The organism is Eubacterium sp. ER2 (assembly GCF_000765215.1).
In the GTDB taxonomy this organism is placed as follows: domain Bacteria; phylum Bacillota; class Clostridia; order Lachnospirales; family Lachnospiraceae; genus Claveliimonas; species Claveliimonas intestinigallinarum.
In genome coordinates, this window is the sequence record NZ_JPJE01000022.1 from 14,963 (window position 1) to 31,626 (window position 16,664).

Genomic DNA, 16,664 nt, shown 5'->3' on the forward strand with positions numbered 1-16,664 from the left:
TTGTCATGTTTAACTGCTATCATACCCAAAGACTGCTGTCTTTGTCAATAACTTTTCCTTTATTGCACCAATTTTGTCGTGCCTGCTATTTCCGGATAACTTTTCTTGGCGCCATGAGGAAAAAGCCCTCCACCAGGTCGCTGTTTGGCTCAATAAGTATCTTTGCCGTCTCCCCTGCCCTTGTAAATACGAGGACATAGCGGTTCGGGGCAGATGTGATGCCGCTGCTGTAATCATAGATCTTTCCTGTTTTGTAGGACTGCAGCTGGAAGGCTCCCTCCGGGGCAAGCAGCTCCATATCCTTCACATTTACAGAGAGCATGTGCTTCCTGCGCTCCTTGTGCATCACCTTGTCAATGTCCAGGTCTCCGTTAATGTAAATGTATTCGTACTCCACATCCATCCTCCTGAACAGAAATACGTCAGCCACAACAAACAGTATAGGCACAAGAATTAAAAGGGGCACTAAAAAAGCGATAAAAAAGCTGATTACTGTCAGCACGATCAGCAGGATTTTCATCGCTATATCCTTCCCGTCTGTCTTCTTCTTGACCAATTGCTCTGTATAGAAGTCACCCATCTTTCTTCCTCCAATGTCAGTTTCTCAGGCAGGATTTGCCTGTGGACATTATAGCACATCCAAATATAAAAAGAAAACTCCCCGGGGGGAGTTTTCTAAATTTTCATCTTTATAAAGAAGCGTGATTACATCATGCCCATTCCGCCGCCTGCCGGTGCTGCCGGAGTCTCTTCTTTGATGTTCGCAACAACGGACTCTGTTGTCAGCAGAGTGGAGGCAACGCTTGTGGCGTTCTGAAGAGCGCTTCTTGTAACCTTTGCAGGATCAAGGATACCGGACTTCACCATATCCACATACTCTTCCTTGTAAGCGTCAAAGCCCTGTCCCGGCTCGGACTCTCTTACCTTGTTGATGATGACAGCGCCCTCCAGTCCGGCGTTGGCAACGATGTGGAACAGAGGAGCCTCCAGAGCTTTCAGCACTACGTTTGCACCTGTCTTCTCGTCACCTTCCAGCGTGTCAGCAAGTTTTGCCACTTCCTTGGAAGCGTGGATGTATGCGGAACCGCCGCCTGCGATGATGCCTTCCTCAACAGCTGCTCTTGTAGCTGCCAGGGCATCCTCCATCCGGAGTTTGGCCTCTTTCATCTCAGTCTCTGTGGCAGCGCCTACACGGATAACAGCAACGCCGCCTGCCAGCTTGGCAAGTCTCTCCTGTAATTTCTCTCTGTCAAAGTCAGATGTCGTCTCCTCGATCTGTGCCTTGATCTGAGCGATACGCGCCTGGATAGCGTCCTTCTCTCCAAGTCCGTCTACAATGACTGTGTTCTCCTTCTGAACCTTTACAGATTTCGCGCGTCCGAGCTGATCCATTGTAGTCTCCTTCAGATCCAGGCCCAGCTCGTCGGAGATCACCTGTCCGCCTGTCAGGATAGCGATATCCTCCAGCATGGCTTTTCTTCTGTCGCCGTAGCCCGGAGCCTTGACAGCCACTACGTTGAAGGTTCCTCTCAGCTTGTTGACGATCAGAGTTGTCAGAGCCTCGCCCTCTACATCCTCAGCGATGATGAGAAGTCTTGCGCCGGCCTGCACAACCTGCTCCAGCAGAGGCAGGATCTCCTGAATGTTGGAAATCTTCTTGTCTGTGATGAGGATGTAAGGATCCTCCAGGTTGGCCTCCATCTTATCCATATCTGTGCACATGTAAGCGGATACATAACCGCGGTCGAACTGCATACCTTCTACAAGATCCAGCTCGGTCTTCATGGTCTTGGACTCCTCGATGGTGATGACACCGTCGTTGGAAACCTTCTCCATGGCCTCTGCTACCATCTCGCCCACTTCGTCATCGCTGGCTGAGATTGCCGCAACTCTGGCGATCTGGTCTCTTCCTGTCACCTTGCTGCTCATACCCTGGATGGCCTCAACAGCTTTATCTGTAGCTTTCTTCATACCTTTTCTCAGCACGATGGGGTTAGCGCCTGCTGCCAGGTTCTTCATTCCCTCGTGAACCATTGCCTGTGCAAGAACTGTAGCTGTTGTAGTACCGTCACCAGCTACATCGTTTGTCTTGGAAGCAACCTCGCGGATGAGCTGTGCGCCCATGTTCTCAAACGGATCCTCAAGCTCGATCTCCTTTGCGATAGTCACACCGTCGTTTGTGATGAGGGGTGCTCCGAATGATTTGTCAAGGACAACATTTCTTCCCTTCGGTCCAAGTGTCACCCTTACTGTATCTGCCAGCTGATTTACACCTGACTCCAGTGCTGCTCTGGCATCTGCTCCGTATTTGATTTCCTTTGCCATGATAATCAATCCTCCTGTTTTCTGATTTAAGTTTTATTCTCAGATTTGATGTTAAAATTCTGATGCACTAAGCTGATCCTACTCGATCACTGCAAGGATATCACTCTGTCTTACGATGATGTAGGACTCCTCGTCCAGCTCCACTTCTGTTCCCGCATATTTGGAATAGATAACCTGCTGGCCTTCCTTCACATGCATCTCCACTTCTTTGCCGTCCACTACTCCGCCCGGGCCAACTGCGATCACTTCAGCCTGCTGGGGTTTCTCTTTGGACTGTCCCGGCAGGACGATACCGGACTTTGTAGTCTCTTCAGCAACTAACTGTTTCAATACAACTCTGTCTCCCAATGGTACTAATTTCATGAATGGTTCCTCCTTTAAGCTATCTATATAAATTTTATATTTGTCAGCACTCTTAAATGGAGAGTGCTAATAAACTCTAGTAATAAAATAGCACTCTCCATTTGTTTTGTCAACACACTTTATTTCAGTTTATATTATTTTTATAAAATCCATTTTCCACAGAGAAAACGAGCCGGCTCCCCTCTCTGTCGAAATACCGCTCCTTCACCGAGCCCTGACAGCTCACCTCCTCCGGCCTTATGCTGCAGTCGTACTCTGCATCCAGGGAGAGGTCCGTCAGCTCCCCCTCCTCCACTGTCATATACATATACTCTCTGTCCGGGTCATATGCAGTGATCCTGCAGACATATTCTCTTTCATCCATCAGCTCCCCCTCCAGGTAGACGTGGAGCATCCTGAGCACTGCAGTGCTTCCCTCGTACATAGTCGTCCTCCTTCCCAAAAGAAGGGCATCAGTTTCCCGATACCCTTTCTCTTCATCATTCGTCTTATTTTTATAAAAGATTATTTGTTTCTCTCAGCCTTGATCTTTTCCAGCTCTGTGAAGACATAGTCGTTGACTACCTTGATATATGTCCCCTTCATGCCGGATGACCTGGACTCGATGACGCCGGCGCTCTCAAACTTGCGCAGCGCGTTTACGATGACGGACCTTGTGATGCCCACGCGGTCAGCGATCTTGCTGGCGACCAGGATGCCCTCTGTGCCCTCCAGCTCGTCAAAAATATGGATGATGGCCTCCAGCTCAGAAAAGGAGAGTGTACTGATAGCTGACTGGACGATATGTTCTTTGCGTGTCTCCTCTGCGTTTTCTTCATTGACGGACCGGAGCATCTCAAGCCCCACGATCATCGTTCCATATTCACTTAAAATAATGTCGTCAATCTCGTAGTCCTCGCCCTGCTTGTAGATAAACAGAGTTCCAAGCCTCTCTCCCGCGATCTCGATGGGCGTGACAATAGCCTGGTAGCCCTTCGCTGTCTCCTGGGAAAAGCCCAGGGTCTCCAGATTGACATTTTCCTTTGTGGAGAGGATGTTCAGCAGACGCTCATTGAGCATCTCGTCTATATGGCATCCGACCTCTCCCTTGATGAGTTCCGTGATCACACCTACACCACTGCACCTGCTGACACCTAAGACCTTTCCCTTCTTGCTGATGACCAGCACGTTGGAATTCAGGATTTCCGTCAACACCTCACAGATATCATTAAAGACAACCTTGCTGGAGTTGTTGCTGTGCAGTAATTTATTGATTTTTCTTGTTTTATCTAATAATTGTACACTCATACGCAACCTCCATCCTTTGTTGAATATATTATCATACAATTCTGGAAATATCAACAATCTTCTGTTAATTTTTGCGCATTTTTTATAAATAATTTCTATGAATTTTCTCTATTGTTTTCATTATACCCACATTCTGCGTTCATGCAGACAAGCTTGCTGCCTTTTTCCACCATGTAGCCGCCGCATTTCGGGCACTTCTTCTCAGAGGGCTTCTGCCAGGACATGAAATCGCACTCCGGATTGTCCTCGCATCCGTAGTACCTTCTTCCCTTCTTCGTCTTGCGAATCACAATGTCCTTGCCGCACTTGGGACACTTGACGCCGATCTTCTCCAGATAGGGCTTTGTGTTGCGGCACTCCGGGAAGCCGGGACAGGCCAGGAACTTGCCGTGGGGGCCGTACTTGATGACCATGTTGCGGCCGCACTCCTCGCAGATCACGTCTGTGACCTCGTCCTCGATCTTCACGGTCTCCAGCTCCTTCTCCGCTGTCTTCACCGCCTGGTCAAGGTCAGGGTAGAAGTTTTCGATCACTGACTTCCACTCCACTTTTCCCTCTGCCACCTTATCCAGGAGCCCCTCCATGTTGGCGGTAAAGTTCACATCCACAATGGCCGGGAAGGACTGCTTCATAATGTTGTTCACCACTTCCCCCAGCTCTGTCAGATACAGGTTCTTGTTCTCCTTTGCCACGTACCTTCTGGCAATGATGGTGGAGATGGTGGGGGCGTAGGTACTTGGCCGCCCGATGCCCAGCTCCTCCAGCGTCTTTACAAGGGCCGCCTCTGTGTAGTGTGCCGGAGGCTGTGTGAAATGCTGTTTTGTGTCAAACTCCTTCTTCGTGAGGACAGAATTTTCATCCAGTCCCTTCAGCAGTACGTTGGACTCCTCCTTCTCCTCGTCGGACTCAGTGTACACCGTGCGGAAGCCCTCAAATACAATCTTGGAGGCAGCCACGGTAAACCGGTAATCTCCGGCATCGATCTTCACGGAGGTAGTCTCGTATTTGGCGGGCTGCATGCGGCTTGCCACGAACCGTTTCCAGATAAGCTGATACAGGCGGAACTGATCTCTTGTGAGGGAATCCTTCATGGCCGCGGGGGTTCTGGTCACATCTGTGGGACGGATAGCCTCGTGGGCGTCCTGGATCTTCCTGTTGTCAGCCTGCTTTGCCGTTCCGGTGGCCACAAACTGCTCCCCGTAGCTCTTTCCGATAAAGTCCCGGACACTGCTCTCCGCCTCCTCGGACACGCGGGTGGAGTCTGTACGCAGGTAAGTGATCAGACCCACTGTTCCGTTGCCCTTAATGTCAATTCCCTCGTAGAGCTGCTGAGCGATCCGCATGGTCTTCTGGGTGGCAAAGTTCAGAACCTTGGACGCCTCCTGCTGCATGGTACTGGTGGTGAAGGGCACGGGAGCCTTCTTGAAGCGCTCCCCCTTCTTCACTTCCTCCACACTATAGTCGGCCCCCTCCAGATCCTTCAGGATCTTATCAAGCTCCTCCCTGGAGTGGATGGTCATTTTTTCTTTTTCCGTGCCGTAGAATTTGGCCCGGAGGGGCTTTTTCTCCCCCTTTACGTTCAGGATGGCATCCAGCGTCCAGTACTCCTCCGGTATGAACGCATTGATCTCATCCTCCCTGTCCGCGATGATGCGCAGTGCCACGGACTGCACGCGGCCGGCGCTAAGGCCTCTCTTGACCTTGGCCCACAGAAGAGGGCTGATCTCGTACCCCACGATCCTGTCCAGGGCGCGGCGGGCCTGCTGGGCGTCCACCAGATCCATGTCGATCTCCCTGGCGTTCTTGATGGACGCCTTTACCGCGTTCTTTGTGATCTCGTTAAAGCTGATGCGGTAGGTCTTCTTGTCCTCCAGCTTCAGAGCCTTGCACAGATGCCAGGAAATAGCCTCCCCCTCCCGGTCCGGGTCGGTTGCCAGATAGACCTTGTCAGCCTTCTTGACTTCCTTCCTGAGGGCCGCGAGGATCTCTCCCTTTCCGCGTATGGTGATATATTTGGGCTCAAAGTCATGCTCCACGTCAATTCCGAGCTGGCTTTTGGGCAGGTCCCTCACATGTCCGTTGGAAGCCATGACTGTGTAGTTGCTTCCAAGGAATTTTTTGATCGTCTTCACCTTTGCCGGAGACTCCACGATTACAAGATAATGAGCCATTTTAACTTTCTTCCTCCAATACTTCCTGGTGCCATTCCCCCCGCCCGATTTTCCATCTGCTTTCCCCGTCCGGTCATTCGGCGCGGATGTAATAGCCTTTTGAAATTTCCTTTACGTATCCCTTGATCTGGAGAGCTACCAGCGTCTCCATGAGGACCGCCGGCGCAAGAGCTGTCTCCTCCAGCAGCGAGCTGATATCCCTGGGATACAGACCAAGGCAACTATACACTATATTTTCGGCACTTTCAAGCACTTTTTTATTTTTGTCTGATTTTTCACATTCTCCTTTTCCCCTCATACGGCCCGGCAGAAGAGCCGCCAAGGCGGGCTCACTGACCAGCTCCTCCAGCAGTTCCTCCGGCCCGATAAGGAGTCCTGCCCCCTGCCTGATCAGCTGGTTGCAGCCCCGGCTCAGGGGACTGTCCACGGGCCCTGGAAGGGCGTACACGTCCCTCCCCTGCTCCAGCGCCATGTCCGCTGTGATGAGGGAGCCGCTGCGCTCCCTTGCCTCCAGCACAAGAACCGCGTCTGCCAGACCGCTGATGATCCTGTTCCTGGCGGGGAAGTTCTCTCTCCTTGGGGCTGCTCCCGGAAGCTGCTCCGACAGGATGCCGCCCTTTTTCAGAATATCGCCGTAGAGTCCCCTGTTCTGAGCAGGGTAGCACACATCCACTCCGGATCCCAGTACAGCATATGTGTCTCCTCCCCCATTTATGGCTCCTCTTCCCGCCGCCCCGTCGACGCCCCTGGCCATACCGCTGATGACCTGGACGCCCCGGCCCGCCAGATACTCCGCAAACGCAAGGGCCTGTCTCTCCCCGTAGGCGCTGCACTGCCTGGCGCCCACAATGGCCACCGAGAGTCTGTCATCGGCAGGCAGGCGGCCCTTCACAAACAGGGCGTAGGGGTGCCCGGCGCACTCTCTCAGCCGCCTGGGGTAGGCCGGATCATGGCAGGGCACAAGCCGGATTTCTTTTTCCAGAAGCCTGCCGTATTCTGTCGACAGGTCTTTCTTTTTCTGGAAGCTCAGGATCACCTGCCTGTCCTTTTCTGTCAGAAATTCCATCTCCTGCAGCCTTTTCTCTTCTATATAATATACCGCCTCCCCGCTGCCCGCGCGGCTTCTCAGCTTCTCCTTTTTCCCTCCCGCCAGCGGGCGGACACAGGCAAGCCAGTACTCGTACTTCATCCCCATCCCCTCCTCTTTTCACACTCTCTGTCACTCTCTGTCCTACTATGTCTTATTTCTCTGGCCTGATCCCGGGCGCTGTCAGCGCAGATTTCCCCAATATTTCGCGTCCGGCAGACGGTAGCCGATGGCCTCCGCCAGATGACTGGTCTGAATCTTCTCTTTTCCGTCAAGGTCCGCGATGGTCCTGGCCACCTTCAGCACCTTGTGGCAGGTCCTGGCAGTCAGCCCCATCTGCTCAAAGGCGCTCTCCATGATCCTCTCCTCCTTTGTTCCCAGGGAGCAGTATTTGGGTATCAGCCTGGCCGGGAGGGAGGCGTTCGTCTTTCCCTTCTCCCCTCTGTACCGCCCGAGCTGTCTCTCTCTTGCCATACAGACCCGCTCCCGTATCTTCTCCGATGTCTCCTCCTGCCCGCTGCTCTGCAGGCTTCTGTAATCCACAGCAGGGGTGTCCATGCAGATGTCGATGCGGCCAAGGAAGGGCTGGCTGACCTTTCCCAGATACTGGCTGATACCGGCAGGGGTGCAGGTGCACCTGTCCAGGTCCGGATAGTAGCCGCAGGGGCAGGGGTTCATGGCTGCCGCCAGCATGAAATCTGCCGGGAACTCGTAGACGCCCTGCTTCCTTGTCAGGCGGATTTTCTTCTCCTCCAGGGGCTGGCGCAGCACCTCCAGGACAGACCGTGGAAACTCCGTCAGCTCGTCCAGGAAAAGGACACCCTTGTGGGCCAGGGAAATCTCCCCCGGGGCCGGGATTAGCCCTCCTCCGATTAGGGCCGCCTTTGTGGCCGTGTGGTGCACTTCCCGGAAGGGCCGCCGCCGAATGAGGGGCGTCTCCTTCTCCAGCATTCCCTGGACACTGTAGATCTTTGTGATCTCCAAAGCCTCCTCCATCGCAAGCGGCGGCAGGATGGTGGGAATTCTCCTGGCGATCATGGACTTTCCGCTTCCTGGTGGGCCGATCATAAGGAAATTGTGGCCTCCCGCCACGGCAATCTCCGCCGCACGCTTCACGGCTCCCTGCCCTTTCACCTCCTGGAAATCGCCCTCGAAGGCTGGCTCCACGCTGTCGGCCTTTTGAGAGTTCACAGACCTGGGCTGGGGCAGCTCTTTTCCTGACAGCAGATCCAGAAGATGGGCAAGGCTGCCTGCTGCCAGAACAGGGATCCCCTCCAAGAGGGCCGCCTCCGCCTCGTTGCCTGCCGGCACAATACACAGCCTGTATCCCTGCTTCCTTGCCTCCCACACAATGGGCAGCACACCTGGCACGTCCCGGATGCTGCCGTCCAGTCCCAGCTCACCCACCGCCAGCACCTGCTCCAGCGCCTCCTGCCCGATGAGTCCCTGGGATGCCAGGATGGACAGGGCAATGGGCAGGTCAAAGGAGGCCCCTCTCTTTCGCACGCTGCCTGGCGACAGGTTGATCACCGTCTTTTTGACCGGAACCTCCAGACCGCTGTTGCGGATAGCCGTGCGCACCCGCTCCCCCGCCTCCTTCACCTCTGAGGACAGATAGCCCACCATGTGGAACATGGGCAGGCCGTTGCTCAGATCCGCCTCCACGCGGATGAATTTCACCTCCATGCCGTGAAGGGCCGCGGAATATACCATGCCAAGACTCATAGGCATTCCTCCTTTACCGCTCAGAACGCACTGACACTGCGCTCCTATCGCGCTTTTGCTCTTTTGTCTGCTTCCTTCTGAAATCCTCCGGGCGAACTGCCCTGGAATACATAAATGAAATCTCCTGAATATAGATCGATTGTTTTTAGAATGTTTTCATGATACACCCGTTACGTTAACTTGTCAACCGGTATTTCCTCAGATATAGATATTTTTCTCGAATGTCGATATTTTCTCTGATATTGTTATGTTTTTCTTGGCACTGACATTTCTCCGAACACAAAACAACAGGGCCACTATAACAGCAGGCCCTGTTGCTCCTTTTATCCGTTGTCCTATTTACCGTTTGCTTCCCCTCTGTCACATATTTACATTTCTCTTCTGCCGTCTGGCTCTCTCTGACACCGCGGACACCTGCCGCAGGCCGGAGCTGAGCAGCACAAGGACAATAATCACCGCCACAGCGCAGAGCACCCACTGCACAAGGTGGACAGAGCGTCCCAGCGTGATGGGCATGTCCCAGACAGCGTGGAGCACGATCACAAGGAGCAGGAATTTCAGGAATTTCGGATCCAGATACATTTTCCTGTCAAAGGGCCTCTCCCCCTTGGCAATGACAAGGCCCGCCGTGGAGATAGCCGCCCACAGCGTATGTCCGCCTACAGCTAGAGCTCCCCGCAGGACCAGCACGTCAATCATGCCCTGGACGCCTCCGTACATCAGGGAGGAAAAGGCGTAGCCGGCGGTCTCAAACACCGCAAAGCCGGCGCCCACGCAGGCCCCCAGGAGCAGTCCGTTCAGAATGTAGGAGGTATTCCGCTTCTTCACGTAGTGTCCTGCCACAACGATCTTGCCGATTTCCTCCACGATCCCCACCAGGATGGCACCGGTGTAGTTCAGCTCCCCTACATAGATGTAGCCGTACAGTATAAGCGTAAAGATCAAAGACATAACCCCGCCTATAAAGAAAATGCTCACCACGTCAAAAATGCTGATGTTCCTCGGGATATTGGTCTCCCAGAAGAAGATCACCAGGGAGAAGGGGACGATGAGGGCCCCTATAAACATAGCGCCGGGGATGGCATTGGTGTTGGTAAACTCCAATATCATCACAAGAAGCCCGATGAACACCACCAGGAACATGAGGAAGATCCTGGCGAAGAGCCATGGATGGGGCCAGTCTGCCGTCATATTCTCCGGCGCCGGAGTAGTCTTTTTTGTCCCGCTGATGAAGAGCTCCTCCCGCTCCTCTACTGTGTGGTGCCTGAACACCTCGCTCACCAGCTCCCGCAGGCGGATGTCCGTCTTTCCCTCCTGGCCTGTCATGTCGTTGATGGCGTCCACGAATTTTCCCATCCCGCTCTTGGACATGGATATAAACTCATCCTTCGTAAATCCGCCGGCCTGGCCTGCGTTCTGCTGGCTCGCGCTCTGCTGGCCTGTATTTTGCTGGCCTTTATTTTGCTGGCCTGTGTTCTGCTGCGCTGTGCTCTGCCGGGGCCCGCCCTGGCTCAGGCTTCTGCCGCACTCAGGGCAGAACCTGTCGCCGCTCTCCACCTTTGCCCCGCACCAGAGACAGAAAAGCTGTCTCTCTTCAAATCTGTACCCGCACTGGTTGCAAAATTTTGCTGTGTCACTCATTTCCTTTCCGCATTTCGGACATATCCTGCTCATTCTCATCCCTCCGCTATCTTTTGGCTGTCACTGGTTTCATCTTTGTCTCTTTCATTCTCTCTACCATTATAGTCTCCCCCGGCGCTACAGTCCAACAATAATTTCTTCTTCCTTTTGGAAAAGCACAAAACTCCTCATTTTGACATAGACTGTAATTAACCACGCCAGAGAGGTGCTTCATTTGAAATCCTTTCCACAACCACTGACAGCGGCCGAGGAGCAGTATTATCTGCAGAAATATACGGAAGGTGACCAGGAAGCGAAGCACATTCTGATCGAGCGGAACATGCGCCTTGTGGCGCATATTGTCCGAAAATATCAGTCCATGGACGAGGAGACAGAGGACCTTCTCTCCATCGGAACCATCGGTCTGATCAAGGGAGTTGTGACCTTTAACCCTGACAAGGCTGTACGGCTTGGAACCTACGCCGCAAGGTGTATTGAAAACGAAATCCTCATGTACCTGCGCACCCGGAAGAAGTCTGCCCGGGACGTGTCCCTCTACGAGCCCATCGGCACAGACCGGGAGGGCAACGAGATCCAGCTCTTTGACATCATCGAGTCGGACACAGCTGACGCGCATGAAAAGGTCGCCCTTGGCGACGATATCCGGCTCCTCTATTCCAGGATAGAAACCGTTCTCTCTCCCCGGGAACGGCTTGTTCTGAAAATGCGGTACGGTCTCTATAACGGAGATGAATTCACACAGCGGGAGATTGCCAAGAAGCTTGGGATCTCCCGTTCTTATGTCTCCAGGATCGAGAAGAGCGCAATAGAAAAGCTGCGGGACTATTTTTAAACCCGCAGCTTCCTCTGTCTATTTTCTTTACTCTTCTTTTCTTCTCAGAATGTCGCAAAGATCCGCCTCCGCCCCCAGGTCCACATAGATGGTCTGCTTTGCGTGGGGCGCGCTCTCCTGCTCCTGTCCGTCCTCATTCACGATGCGGTGGACAGTCACCTCCACATTTCTCCCGTCCGGCTTCATAATCTCGATCTGCTCACCCACGGAAAACTTATTTCTCTGCTCGATCTGGTAGAGCCCGTCCTTCTCCCCGCCGATGATGCCCAGATAAGTGTAGTCCTTTGCGTAGGTATTGTTGTCGTAGATCTGGGCGCTCTCATCCGGCTTTCCAAAGTAAAATCCGGTGGTGAACTGCCGGTAGGTGCAGTTTGAAATCTGGTCCAGATACCAGGGCATATTTTTCTCGTAGAGAGCCGGATCCTCCAGATAATCGTCTATGGCCTTCCGGTAGGTCCGGGCCACTGTGGCCACGTAGAGGGCTGTCTTCATCCTTCCCTCGATCTTGAAGCTGTCGATGCCCGCGTCGATGAGCTCCGGTATATGCTCGATCATGCACAGATCCTTGGAGTTAAAGATAAATGTGCCTCTCTCATTTTCATAGACAGGCATATACTCCCCGGGCCTTGTCTCCTCCACGATGGAGTATTTCCAGCGGCAGGGGTGGGTGCAGGCTCCCCTGTTGGCGTCCCTTCCGGTAAAATAGCTGCTCAGAAGGCATCTGCCTGAGTAGGAAATGCACATGGCCCCGTGGATAAAGCTCTCAATCTCCATCTCCTCCGGTATGTTCCGGCGGATTTCCTTTATCTCCTTCAGGGAGAGTTCCCGGGCTGTGACAACTCTTTTGGCTCCCTGCTTCCACCAGAAATTAAAGGTCCCGTAATTGGTGTTGTTGGCCTGGGTGCTGATGTGCCGCTCGATTTCCGGGCACACCTCTTTCGCGATCTCAAAGACCGCCGGATCGGCGATGATGAGGGCGTCCGGCTGCATTTCCCGCAGCTCCTCAAAATATTTCCGCACGCCGGGGAGATCACCGTTGTGGGCCAGGATATTGGCCGTCACATGGACCCGCACGCCGTGGTCGTGGGCAAAGCGGATCCCCTCCGCCATGTCCTCCCGGGAGAAATTTTTCGCCTTGGCCCGGAGGCCGAAGGCCTCGCCGCCTATATACACTGCGTCCGCGCCGAAGATCACAGCTGTCTTCAGCACTTCCAGGCTGCTGGCCGGGATGAGCAGTTCAGGATATCTGTTCATAGTGTCTTTCCTTTCTTTACGCTGACTGCCAGCCCGTCCCCCAGGGGGAGGATACTGGTCAGGAGCCGTTCATCGTGCTTCAGCTGGTAGAGGTACTCCCTCATTCTCTTGTGGATGGTCCGGTTGCGCCTCTCCACCGCAAAGCGGGACTCCATGATGTCCCCGTCCTGGAGCACATTGTCCGTCACAAGGACGCCGCCCTCCTCCAGAAGCCGCAGCGCCTCCGGCAGATAGTGGATGTACTGTGCCTTGGCCGCGTCCATGAAGATGAGGTCAAAGGGCCCCTCCAGCCCCCGCATTACCTCCAGGGCATCCCCCTCCAGGAGGGTGATGTCCTTTTCTTTTCCGGCCCGGCGGAAATTCTCTCTGGCAATGGGGATCCTCTTCTCATAGTTCTCTATGGTAGTGATCCGGCACCCCTCCGGGGCGTAGGCGCTCATCAGAAGAGCGGAGAAGCCCACCGCCGTGCCAAGCTCCAGTATGCTGCCAGGCCTTTCGATCTGCAGCAGCACCTTCAGAAAGCTCTGGGTCTCCTTGCGGATGATTGGCACCCGGTCCGCCAGCGCCTTATCCTCGATCTCCTCCAAAAGCGGGCTTTCCGGCGTCTCCAGGGAATGGATAAATGTCGTAATTCTCTCATCAATAAACATATTTACACACCAGTTTATACACAATTACACACCAGTTACGTTAATTTGGGACGTAATACTTTTAAAAAGTATTACGTCCCTCTTTACACTTTTTTAAATTATCTGTCTACATCCATAATTATCGGTAAAATCATGGGTCTTCTCTTTGTTCTCTTCCAGATGAACTCGTTCATCGTGTCGCGGACAACCAGCTTGATCTTGCTCCAGTCTGCGCCTCTCTGGCGATGGAGACAGTTATCTACCGCGTCCACGAGGACTTTTCTGGCGTCCTCCATCAGCCCTTCTGACTCGCGCACATAGACAAAGCCGCGGGATACGATATCCGGGCCGGCCAGGAGACGGTTGGTTCTCTTCTCCAGGGTCATGACCACGATGAGGATACCGTCCTCCGCCAGGTGCTGGCGGTCGCGAAGAACGATATTTCCCACATCGCCAACGCCAAGTCCGTCTACCAGCACTTCGCCGGTGTGGACCTTGTCCACCACCTTGGCCTCCTTGCTATCAAGCTCCAGCACGTCGCCGGACTGCAGCATAAAGACGTTCTCCTTGGGGATTCCAAGGGACAGTGCCAGGCCCGCGTTAGCCTTCCTGTGGCGGAACTCGCCGTGGATGGGGATGGCGTACTTTGGTTTCACAAGGGAGTAGATCAGCTTCAGCTCCTCCTGACAGGCATGTCCGGATACGTGGGCATCCTGGAAGATCACGTTGGCCCCCTTCTCGGAGAGCTCGTTGATGACCTTGGAGACGGATTTCTCATTTCCCGGAATGGGATTGGAGCTAAAAATAACCGTGTCTCCCGGCATAATGGTCACTTTCTTGTGGATGTCCGCCGCCATTCTGGACAGGGCCGCCATGGACTCTCCCTGGCTACCTGTGGTGATGAGCACCGTCTTCTCCGGCGGATAGTTCTTCAGCTGGTCGATCTCGATAAGGGTCTTGTCCGGCACGTTCAGGTAACCCAGCTCCTGGGCCGTGGAGATGATGTTCACCATGCTCCGGCCCTCCACAACCACCTTCCTGTCATACTTGTAGGCAGAATTGATGATCTGCTGCACACGGTCCACATTGGACGCGAAGGTGGCAATGATGATCCTTGTATTCTTGTACTCGGCGAAGAGGTGGTCAAATGTGCGTCCCACAGTCCGCTCGGACTGGGTAAATCCGGGACGCTCCGCGTTGGTACTGTCCGACATGAGGGCCAGCACGCCCTTTTTCCCGATCTCACCAAATCTCTGAAGGTCGATGGCGTCGCCAAAGACCGGTGTGTAGTCCACCTTAAAGTCTCCTGTGTGCACCACAATGCCCGCCGGCGAGTAGATGGCAAGGGCTGAGGCGTCCTGGATACTGTGGTTTGTCTTGATAAACTCGATTCGGAACTGTCCCAGATTGATGGACTGACCGAACCGGACCACCTTTCTCCTTGTGCTCCTCAAAAGATTATGCTCTGTCAGCTTCTTCTCAATGATACCCATTGTCAGCTTTGTAGCGTAAATAGGAAGATTCATTTCCCTGAGCACGTAGGAGAGGGCTCCGATGTGGTCCTCATGTCCGTGGGTGATGACAAAGCCCTTGACCTTCTGGATATTGTCCTTCAGATAGGTAATATCCGGGATGACCAGGTCAATTCCCAGCATATCGTCCTCCGGGAAGGCCAGACCGCAATCCACCACAATAATACTGTCTCCGTACTCAAAGGCAGTAATGTTCATTCCGATCTTTTCCAGGCCTCCGAGCGGAATGATGCGCAGTTTTCCATTGTTTTCTTTTTTCAAGCTTACACCTCCATAGGTTTATTTTTCCGTTATTTTTCTTTTTCACGGCATTTTCTGCACACGCCGTAAAATTTCAGTTCATGGTCAGTCACCTGAAAGCCCGTCTTCTTTTCAATGTAGGCCTCCAGATCCTCGAGAAGATCGTCTCTGAACGCAGAGACACTTCCGCACTCCGTACAGATCAGGTGATGGTGATGATGACGGTGTCCCTCCTGCTCATCCAGGAAATCACCGATCTCATACCGCACGCATCCGTCGTCCAGCATGATCCGATCCACAAGCTGCATGTCCAGGAGAAGCTGGACTGTCCGGTAAATGGTGGCAAGACCGATCTCCGGGTAGTCCTCCTTGACCAGCTCAAAGATATCCTCCGCGGTCATATGCTCGTCCCCGTGCTCCGCAAGCACCTGCAGAACAAGAAGCCTCTGATTGGTCACCTTCAGACCCTTTTCCTTCAGCATCTCTTTGAATTTTTCCTGGCTTATAGACATAGTATATTACCTTTCTATCTCGATATCCTCAAGCAGCTCTTCGAACACCTTCGACACAGCGGAAAGCTCTGTGTCATCTTCTACGATCTCGTAAATGCTTTCTGTATCTTCTGCCTCTGATCTGTCCTTGAGGATGAGACACTCCGCGTCTCCCTCCTCCGAGTCCGTGACCAGAATGTAGGACGTTCCATTGATAGTCGTCTGCTCCAGGACAAAAAACTCCGCCGTCTCCGCCCCGTCAGACTGAAATTTGATCTTTTCCATTACAATACACCTCAAAAAATCCAGTAGTTTAACGACAGTACTTAAGACAGTACTTAAAGACGGTCCTCTCTAATGGCCGCCTCATGGTATTTCGAGTCCAGATATCCCTGCAATATAAAAACAGCCGCAATCTTATCAATGTATTTCTTGCGGTCTTCCCTTCTCACGTTGCTCTCAATTAAAGTCCGCTCTGCTTCTACCGTGGTCAGACGCTCGTCCCACATAATGACCTCAAGGCCGGTACGCTGGCGCAGCATCTCACCGAATTCCAAAGATTTTTCCGCCCGATCTCCCACGTCGCTGTTCATGTGGCGCGGCAGTCCGAGTACAATGCTCTCGACCTCATACTCCCGTATCAGCTCCTCGATGCGGGCACACGTCTTTCTAAGCTTGTTCTCATCCTTGCGCCAGATGGTCTCAATCCCCTGTGCTGTAAGACCAAGGGGGTCGCTCACCGCCACTCCCACTGTCTTAGAGCCGTAGTCCAGTCCCATCACTCTCATACAAAATTATTCCCATCCGTGATACTTGATATACGCTTTCAGCATCTCTTCTACCAGTTCGTCTCTCTCCACCTTCATGATCAGGCTCCTGGCGCCGTTGTGGCTTGTAATATAAGTAGGATCCCCTGACATGATGTAGCCGACGATCTGGTTGACCGGATTGTAGCCTTTCTCGCTCAGTGCCTTGTACACAATTTCAAGTATATCTTTTGCCTGAATTTGTGGGCCGCTTTCTACCTGGAAAAACTGGGTGTTGGTTAATTCTTTCATATACTCACGTCCTCCAAAAATACTTCATA

General features: G+C 53.2%; 17 protein-coding genes. 1 reads left to right on the forward strand and 16 read right to left on the reverse strand.

Annotated features, from left to right (window positions below; translation table 11 throughout):
* Positions 1-85: 85 nt before the first annotated feature.
* From NI21_RS0108730 to NI21_RS0108770, 9 genes are all read right to left on the reverse strand, one after another.
* Positions 86-580 (reverse strand): DUF6106 family protein, encoded by a 495-nt coding sequence (locus NI21_RS0108730; protein WP_033125854.1) that lies wholly within the window; start codon positions 578-580, stop codon positions 86-88.
* Positions 581-705: 125 nt separating this feature from the next.
* The gene (gene groL / locus NI21_RS0108735; RefSeq protein WP_033125855.1) at positions 706-2,325 is read right to left on the reverse strand and encodes a chaperonin GroEL; all 1,620 of its coding nucleotides are present in this window, start codon (positions 2,323-2,325) and stop codon (positions 706-708) included.
* Between the two features lie 78 nt (positions 2,326-2,403).
* Positions 2,404-2,688, reverse strand: coding sequence for a co-chaperone GroES (groES, locus tag NI21_RS0108740; protein ID WP_033125856.1), 285 nt, complete (start codon positions 2,686-2,688; stop codon positions 2,404-2,406).
* Between the two features lie 124 nt (positions 2,689-2,812).
* Positions 2,813-3,112, reverse strand: a complete 300-nt coding sequence (locus NI21_RS0108745) for a hypothetical protein (RefSeq protein WP_033125857.1) — start codon at positions 3,110-3,112, stop codon at positions 2,813-2,815.
* Between the two features lie 80 nt (positions 3,113-3,192).
* Positions 3,193-3,975: a GTP-sensing pleiotropic transcriptional regulator CodY gene (gene codY, locus NI21_RS0108750; RefSeq protein ID WP_033125858.1), complete on the reverse strand. Its 783-nt coding sequence runs from the start codon at positions 3,973-3,975 to the stop codon at positions 3,193-3,195.
* Between the two features lie 95 nt (positions 3,976-4,070).
* Positions 4,071-6,146, reverse strand: coding sequence for a type I DNA topoisomerase (gene topA, locus NI21_RS0108755; protein WP_033125859.1), 2,076 nt, complete (start codon positions 6,144-6,146; stop codon positions 4,071-4,073).
* A gap of 73 nt (positions 6,147-6,219) precedes the next feature.
* Positions 6,220-7,335 carry a DNA-processing protein DprA gene (gene dprA / locus NI21_RS0108760; RefSeq protein ID WP_033125860.1) on the reverse strand — a complete coding sequence of 372 codons (1,116 nt, stop codon included), beginning with the start codon at positions 7,333-7,335 and terminating at the stop codon, positions 6,220-6,222.
* An 81-nt stretch (positions 7,336-7,416) separates the two neighbouring features.
* On the reverse strand, positions 7,417-8,958 hold the full coding sequence (locus NI21_RS0108765) for a YifB family Mg chelatase-like AAA ATPase (RefSeq protein WP_033125861.1): 1,542 nt from the start codon (positions 8,956-8,958) through the stop codon (positions 7,417-7,419).
* Between the two features lie 360 nt (positions 8,959-9,318).
* Complete coding sequence (locus tag NI21_RS0108770; RefSeq protein ID WP_033125862.1) at positions 9,319-10,632, reverse strand: PrsW family glutamic-type intramembrane protease; 1,314 nt, start codon at positions 10,630-10,632, stop codon at positions 9,319-9,321.
* Between the two features lie 181 nt (positions 10,633-10,813).
* Here NI21_RS0108770 and sigK point away from each other — a divergent pair, with 181 nt between their 5' ends.
* On the forward strand, positions 10,814-11,431 hold the full coding sequence (sigK, locus tag NI21_RS0108775; RefSeq protein ID WP_033125863.1) for an RNA polymerase sporulation sigma factor SigK: 618 nt from the start codon (positions 10,814-10,816) through the stop codon (positions 11,429-11,431).
* Between the two features lie 27 nt (positions 11,432-11,458).
* On the opposite strand, the gene NI21_RS0108780 is transcribed toward sigK, so the two are convergent.
* The 7 genes from NI21_RS0108780 to NI21_RS0108810 all read right to left on the reverse strand — a co-directional run bounded on the left by NI21_RS0108780 (position 11,459) and on the right by NI21_RS0108810 (position 16,635).
* A complete protein-coding gene (locus tag NI21_RS0108780; RefSeq protein WP_033125864.1) occupies positions 11,459-12,685 on the reverse strand; it encodes a U32 family peptidase in 1,227 nt (408 codons plus the stop codon).
* Entirely contained in the window at positions 12,682-13,335 is a 654-nt protein-coding gene (locus tag NI21_RS0108785) for an O-methyltransferase (protein ID WP_033125865.1), read from the reverse strand. The genes NI21_RS0108780 and NI21_RS0108785 overlap by 4 nt, the downstream gene beginning before the upstream one ends.
* A 98-nt stretch (positions 13,336-13,433) precedes the next feature.
* On the reverse strand, positions 13,434-15,107 hold the full coding sequence (locus NI21_RS0108790) for a ribonuclease J (protein ID WP_033125866.1): 1,674 nt from the start codon (positions 15,105-15,107) through the stop codon (positions 13,434-13,436).
* A gap of 29 nt (positions 15,108-15,136) precedes the next feature.
* Positions 15,137-15,568 (reverse strand): Fur family transcriptional regulator, encoded by a 432-nt coding sequence (locus tag NI21_RS16755; protein ID WP_347562509.1) that lies wholly within the window; start codon positions 15,566-15,568, stop codon positions 15,137-15,139.
* Positions 15,569-15,604: 36 nt separating this feature from the next.
* Positions 15,605-15,862: a DUF1292 domain-containing protein gene (locus tag NI21_RS16760; protein ID WP_033125868.1), complete on the reverse strand. Its 258-nt coding sequence runs from the start codon at positions 15,860-15,862 to the stop codon at positions 15,605-15,607.
* 53 nt (positions 15,863-15,915) lie between these two features.
* Positions 15,916-16,365 carry a Holliday junction resolvase RuvX gene (gene ruvX, locus NI21_RS0108805; RefSeq protein WP_033125869.1) on the reverse strand — a complete coding sequence of 150 codons (450 nt, stop codon included), beginning with the start codon at positions 16,363-16,365 and terminating at the stop codon, positions 15,916-15,918.
* 6 nt (positions 16,366-16,371) lie between these two features.
* A complete protein-coding gene (locus NI21_RS0108810) occupies positions 16,372-16,635 on the reverse strand; it encodes an IreB family regulatory phosphoprotein (protein ID WP_033125870.1) in 264 nt (87 codons plus the stop codon).
* Positions 16,636-16,664 lie beyond the last annotated feature (29 nt).

Coding starts and splice junctions, on each gene's coding strand:
- NI21_RS0108810 (WP_033125870.1), bottom strand. CDS start 16,635: ATGAAAGAATTAACCAACACCCAGTTTTTCCAGGTAGAAAGCGGCCCA.
- NI21_RS0108780 (WP_033125864.1), bottom strand. CDS start 12,685: ATGAACAGATATCCTGAACTGCTCATCCCGGCCAGCAGCCTGGAAGTG.
- codY (WP_033125858.1), bottom strand. CDS start 3,975: ATGAGTGTACAATTATTAGATAAAACAAGAAAAATCAATAAATTACTG.
- NI21_RS16760 (WP_033125868.1), bottom strand. CDS start 15,862: ATGGAAAAGATCAAATTTCAGTCTGACGGGGCGGAGACGGCGGAGTTT.
- groES (WP_033125856.1), bottom strand. CDS start 2,688: ATGAAATTAGTACCATTGGGAGACAGAGTTGTATTGAAACAGTTAGTT.
- ruvX (WP_033125869.1), bottom strand. CDS start 16,365: ATGAGAGTGATGGGACTGGACTACGGCTCTAAGACAGTGGGAGTGGCG.
- NI21_RS0108770 (WP_033125862.1), bottom strand. CDS start 10,632: ATGAGCAGGATATGTCCGAAATGCGGAAAGGAAATGAGTGACACAGCA.
- NI21_RS0108745 (WP_033125857.1), bottom strand. CDS start 3,112: ATGTACGAGGGAAGCACTGCAGTGCTCAGGATGCTCCACGTCTACCTG.
- groL (WP_033125855.1), bottom strand. CDS start 2,325: ATGGCAAAGGAAATCAAATACGGAGCAGATGCCAGAGCAGCACTGGAG.
- NI21_RS16755 (WP_347562509.1), bottom strand. CDS start 15,568: ATGCTGAAGGAAAAGGGTCTGAAGGTGACCAATCAGAGGCTTCTTGTT.
- dprA (WP_033125860.1), bottom strand. CDS start 7,335: ATGAAGTACGAGTACTGGCTTGCCTGTGTCCGCCCGCTGGCGGGAGGG.
- topA (WP_033125859.1), bottom strand. CDS start 6,146: ATGGCTCATTATCTTGTAATCGTGGAGTCTCCGGCAAAGGTGAAGACG.
- NI21_RS0108730 (WP_033125854.1), bottom strand. CDS start 580: ATGGGTGACTTCTATACAGAGCAATTGGTCAAGAAGAAGACAGACGGG.
- NI21_RS0108765 (WP_033125861.1), bottom strand. CDS start 8,958: ATGAGTCTTGGCATGGTATATTCCGCGGCCCTTCACGGCATGGAGGTG.
- NI21_RS0108785 (WP_033125865.1), bottom strand. CDS start 13,335: ATGTTTATTGATGAGAGAATTACGACATTTATCCATTCCCTGGAGACG.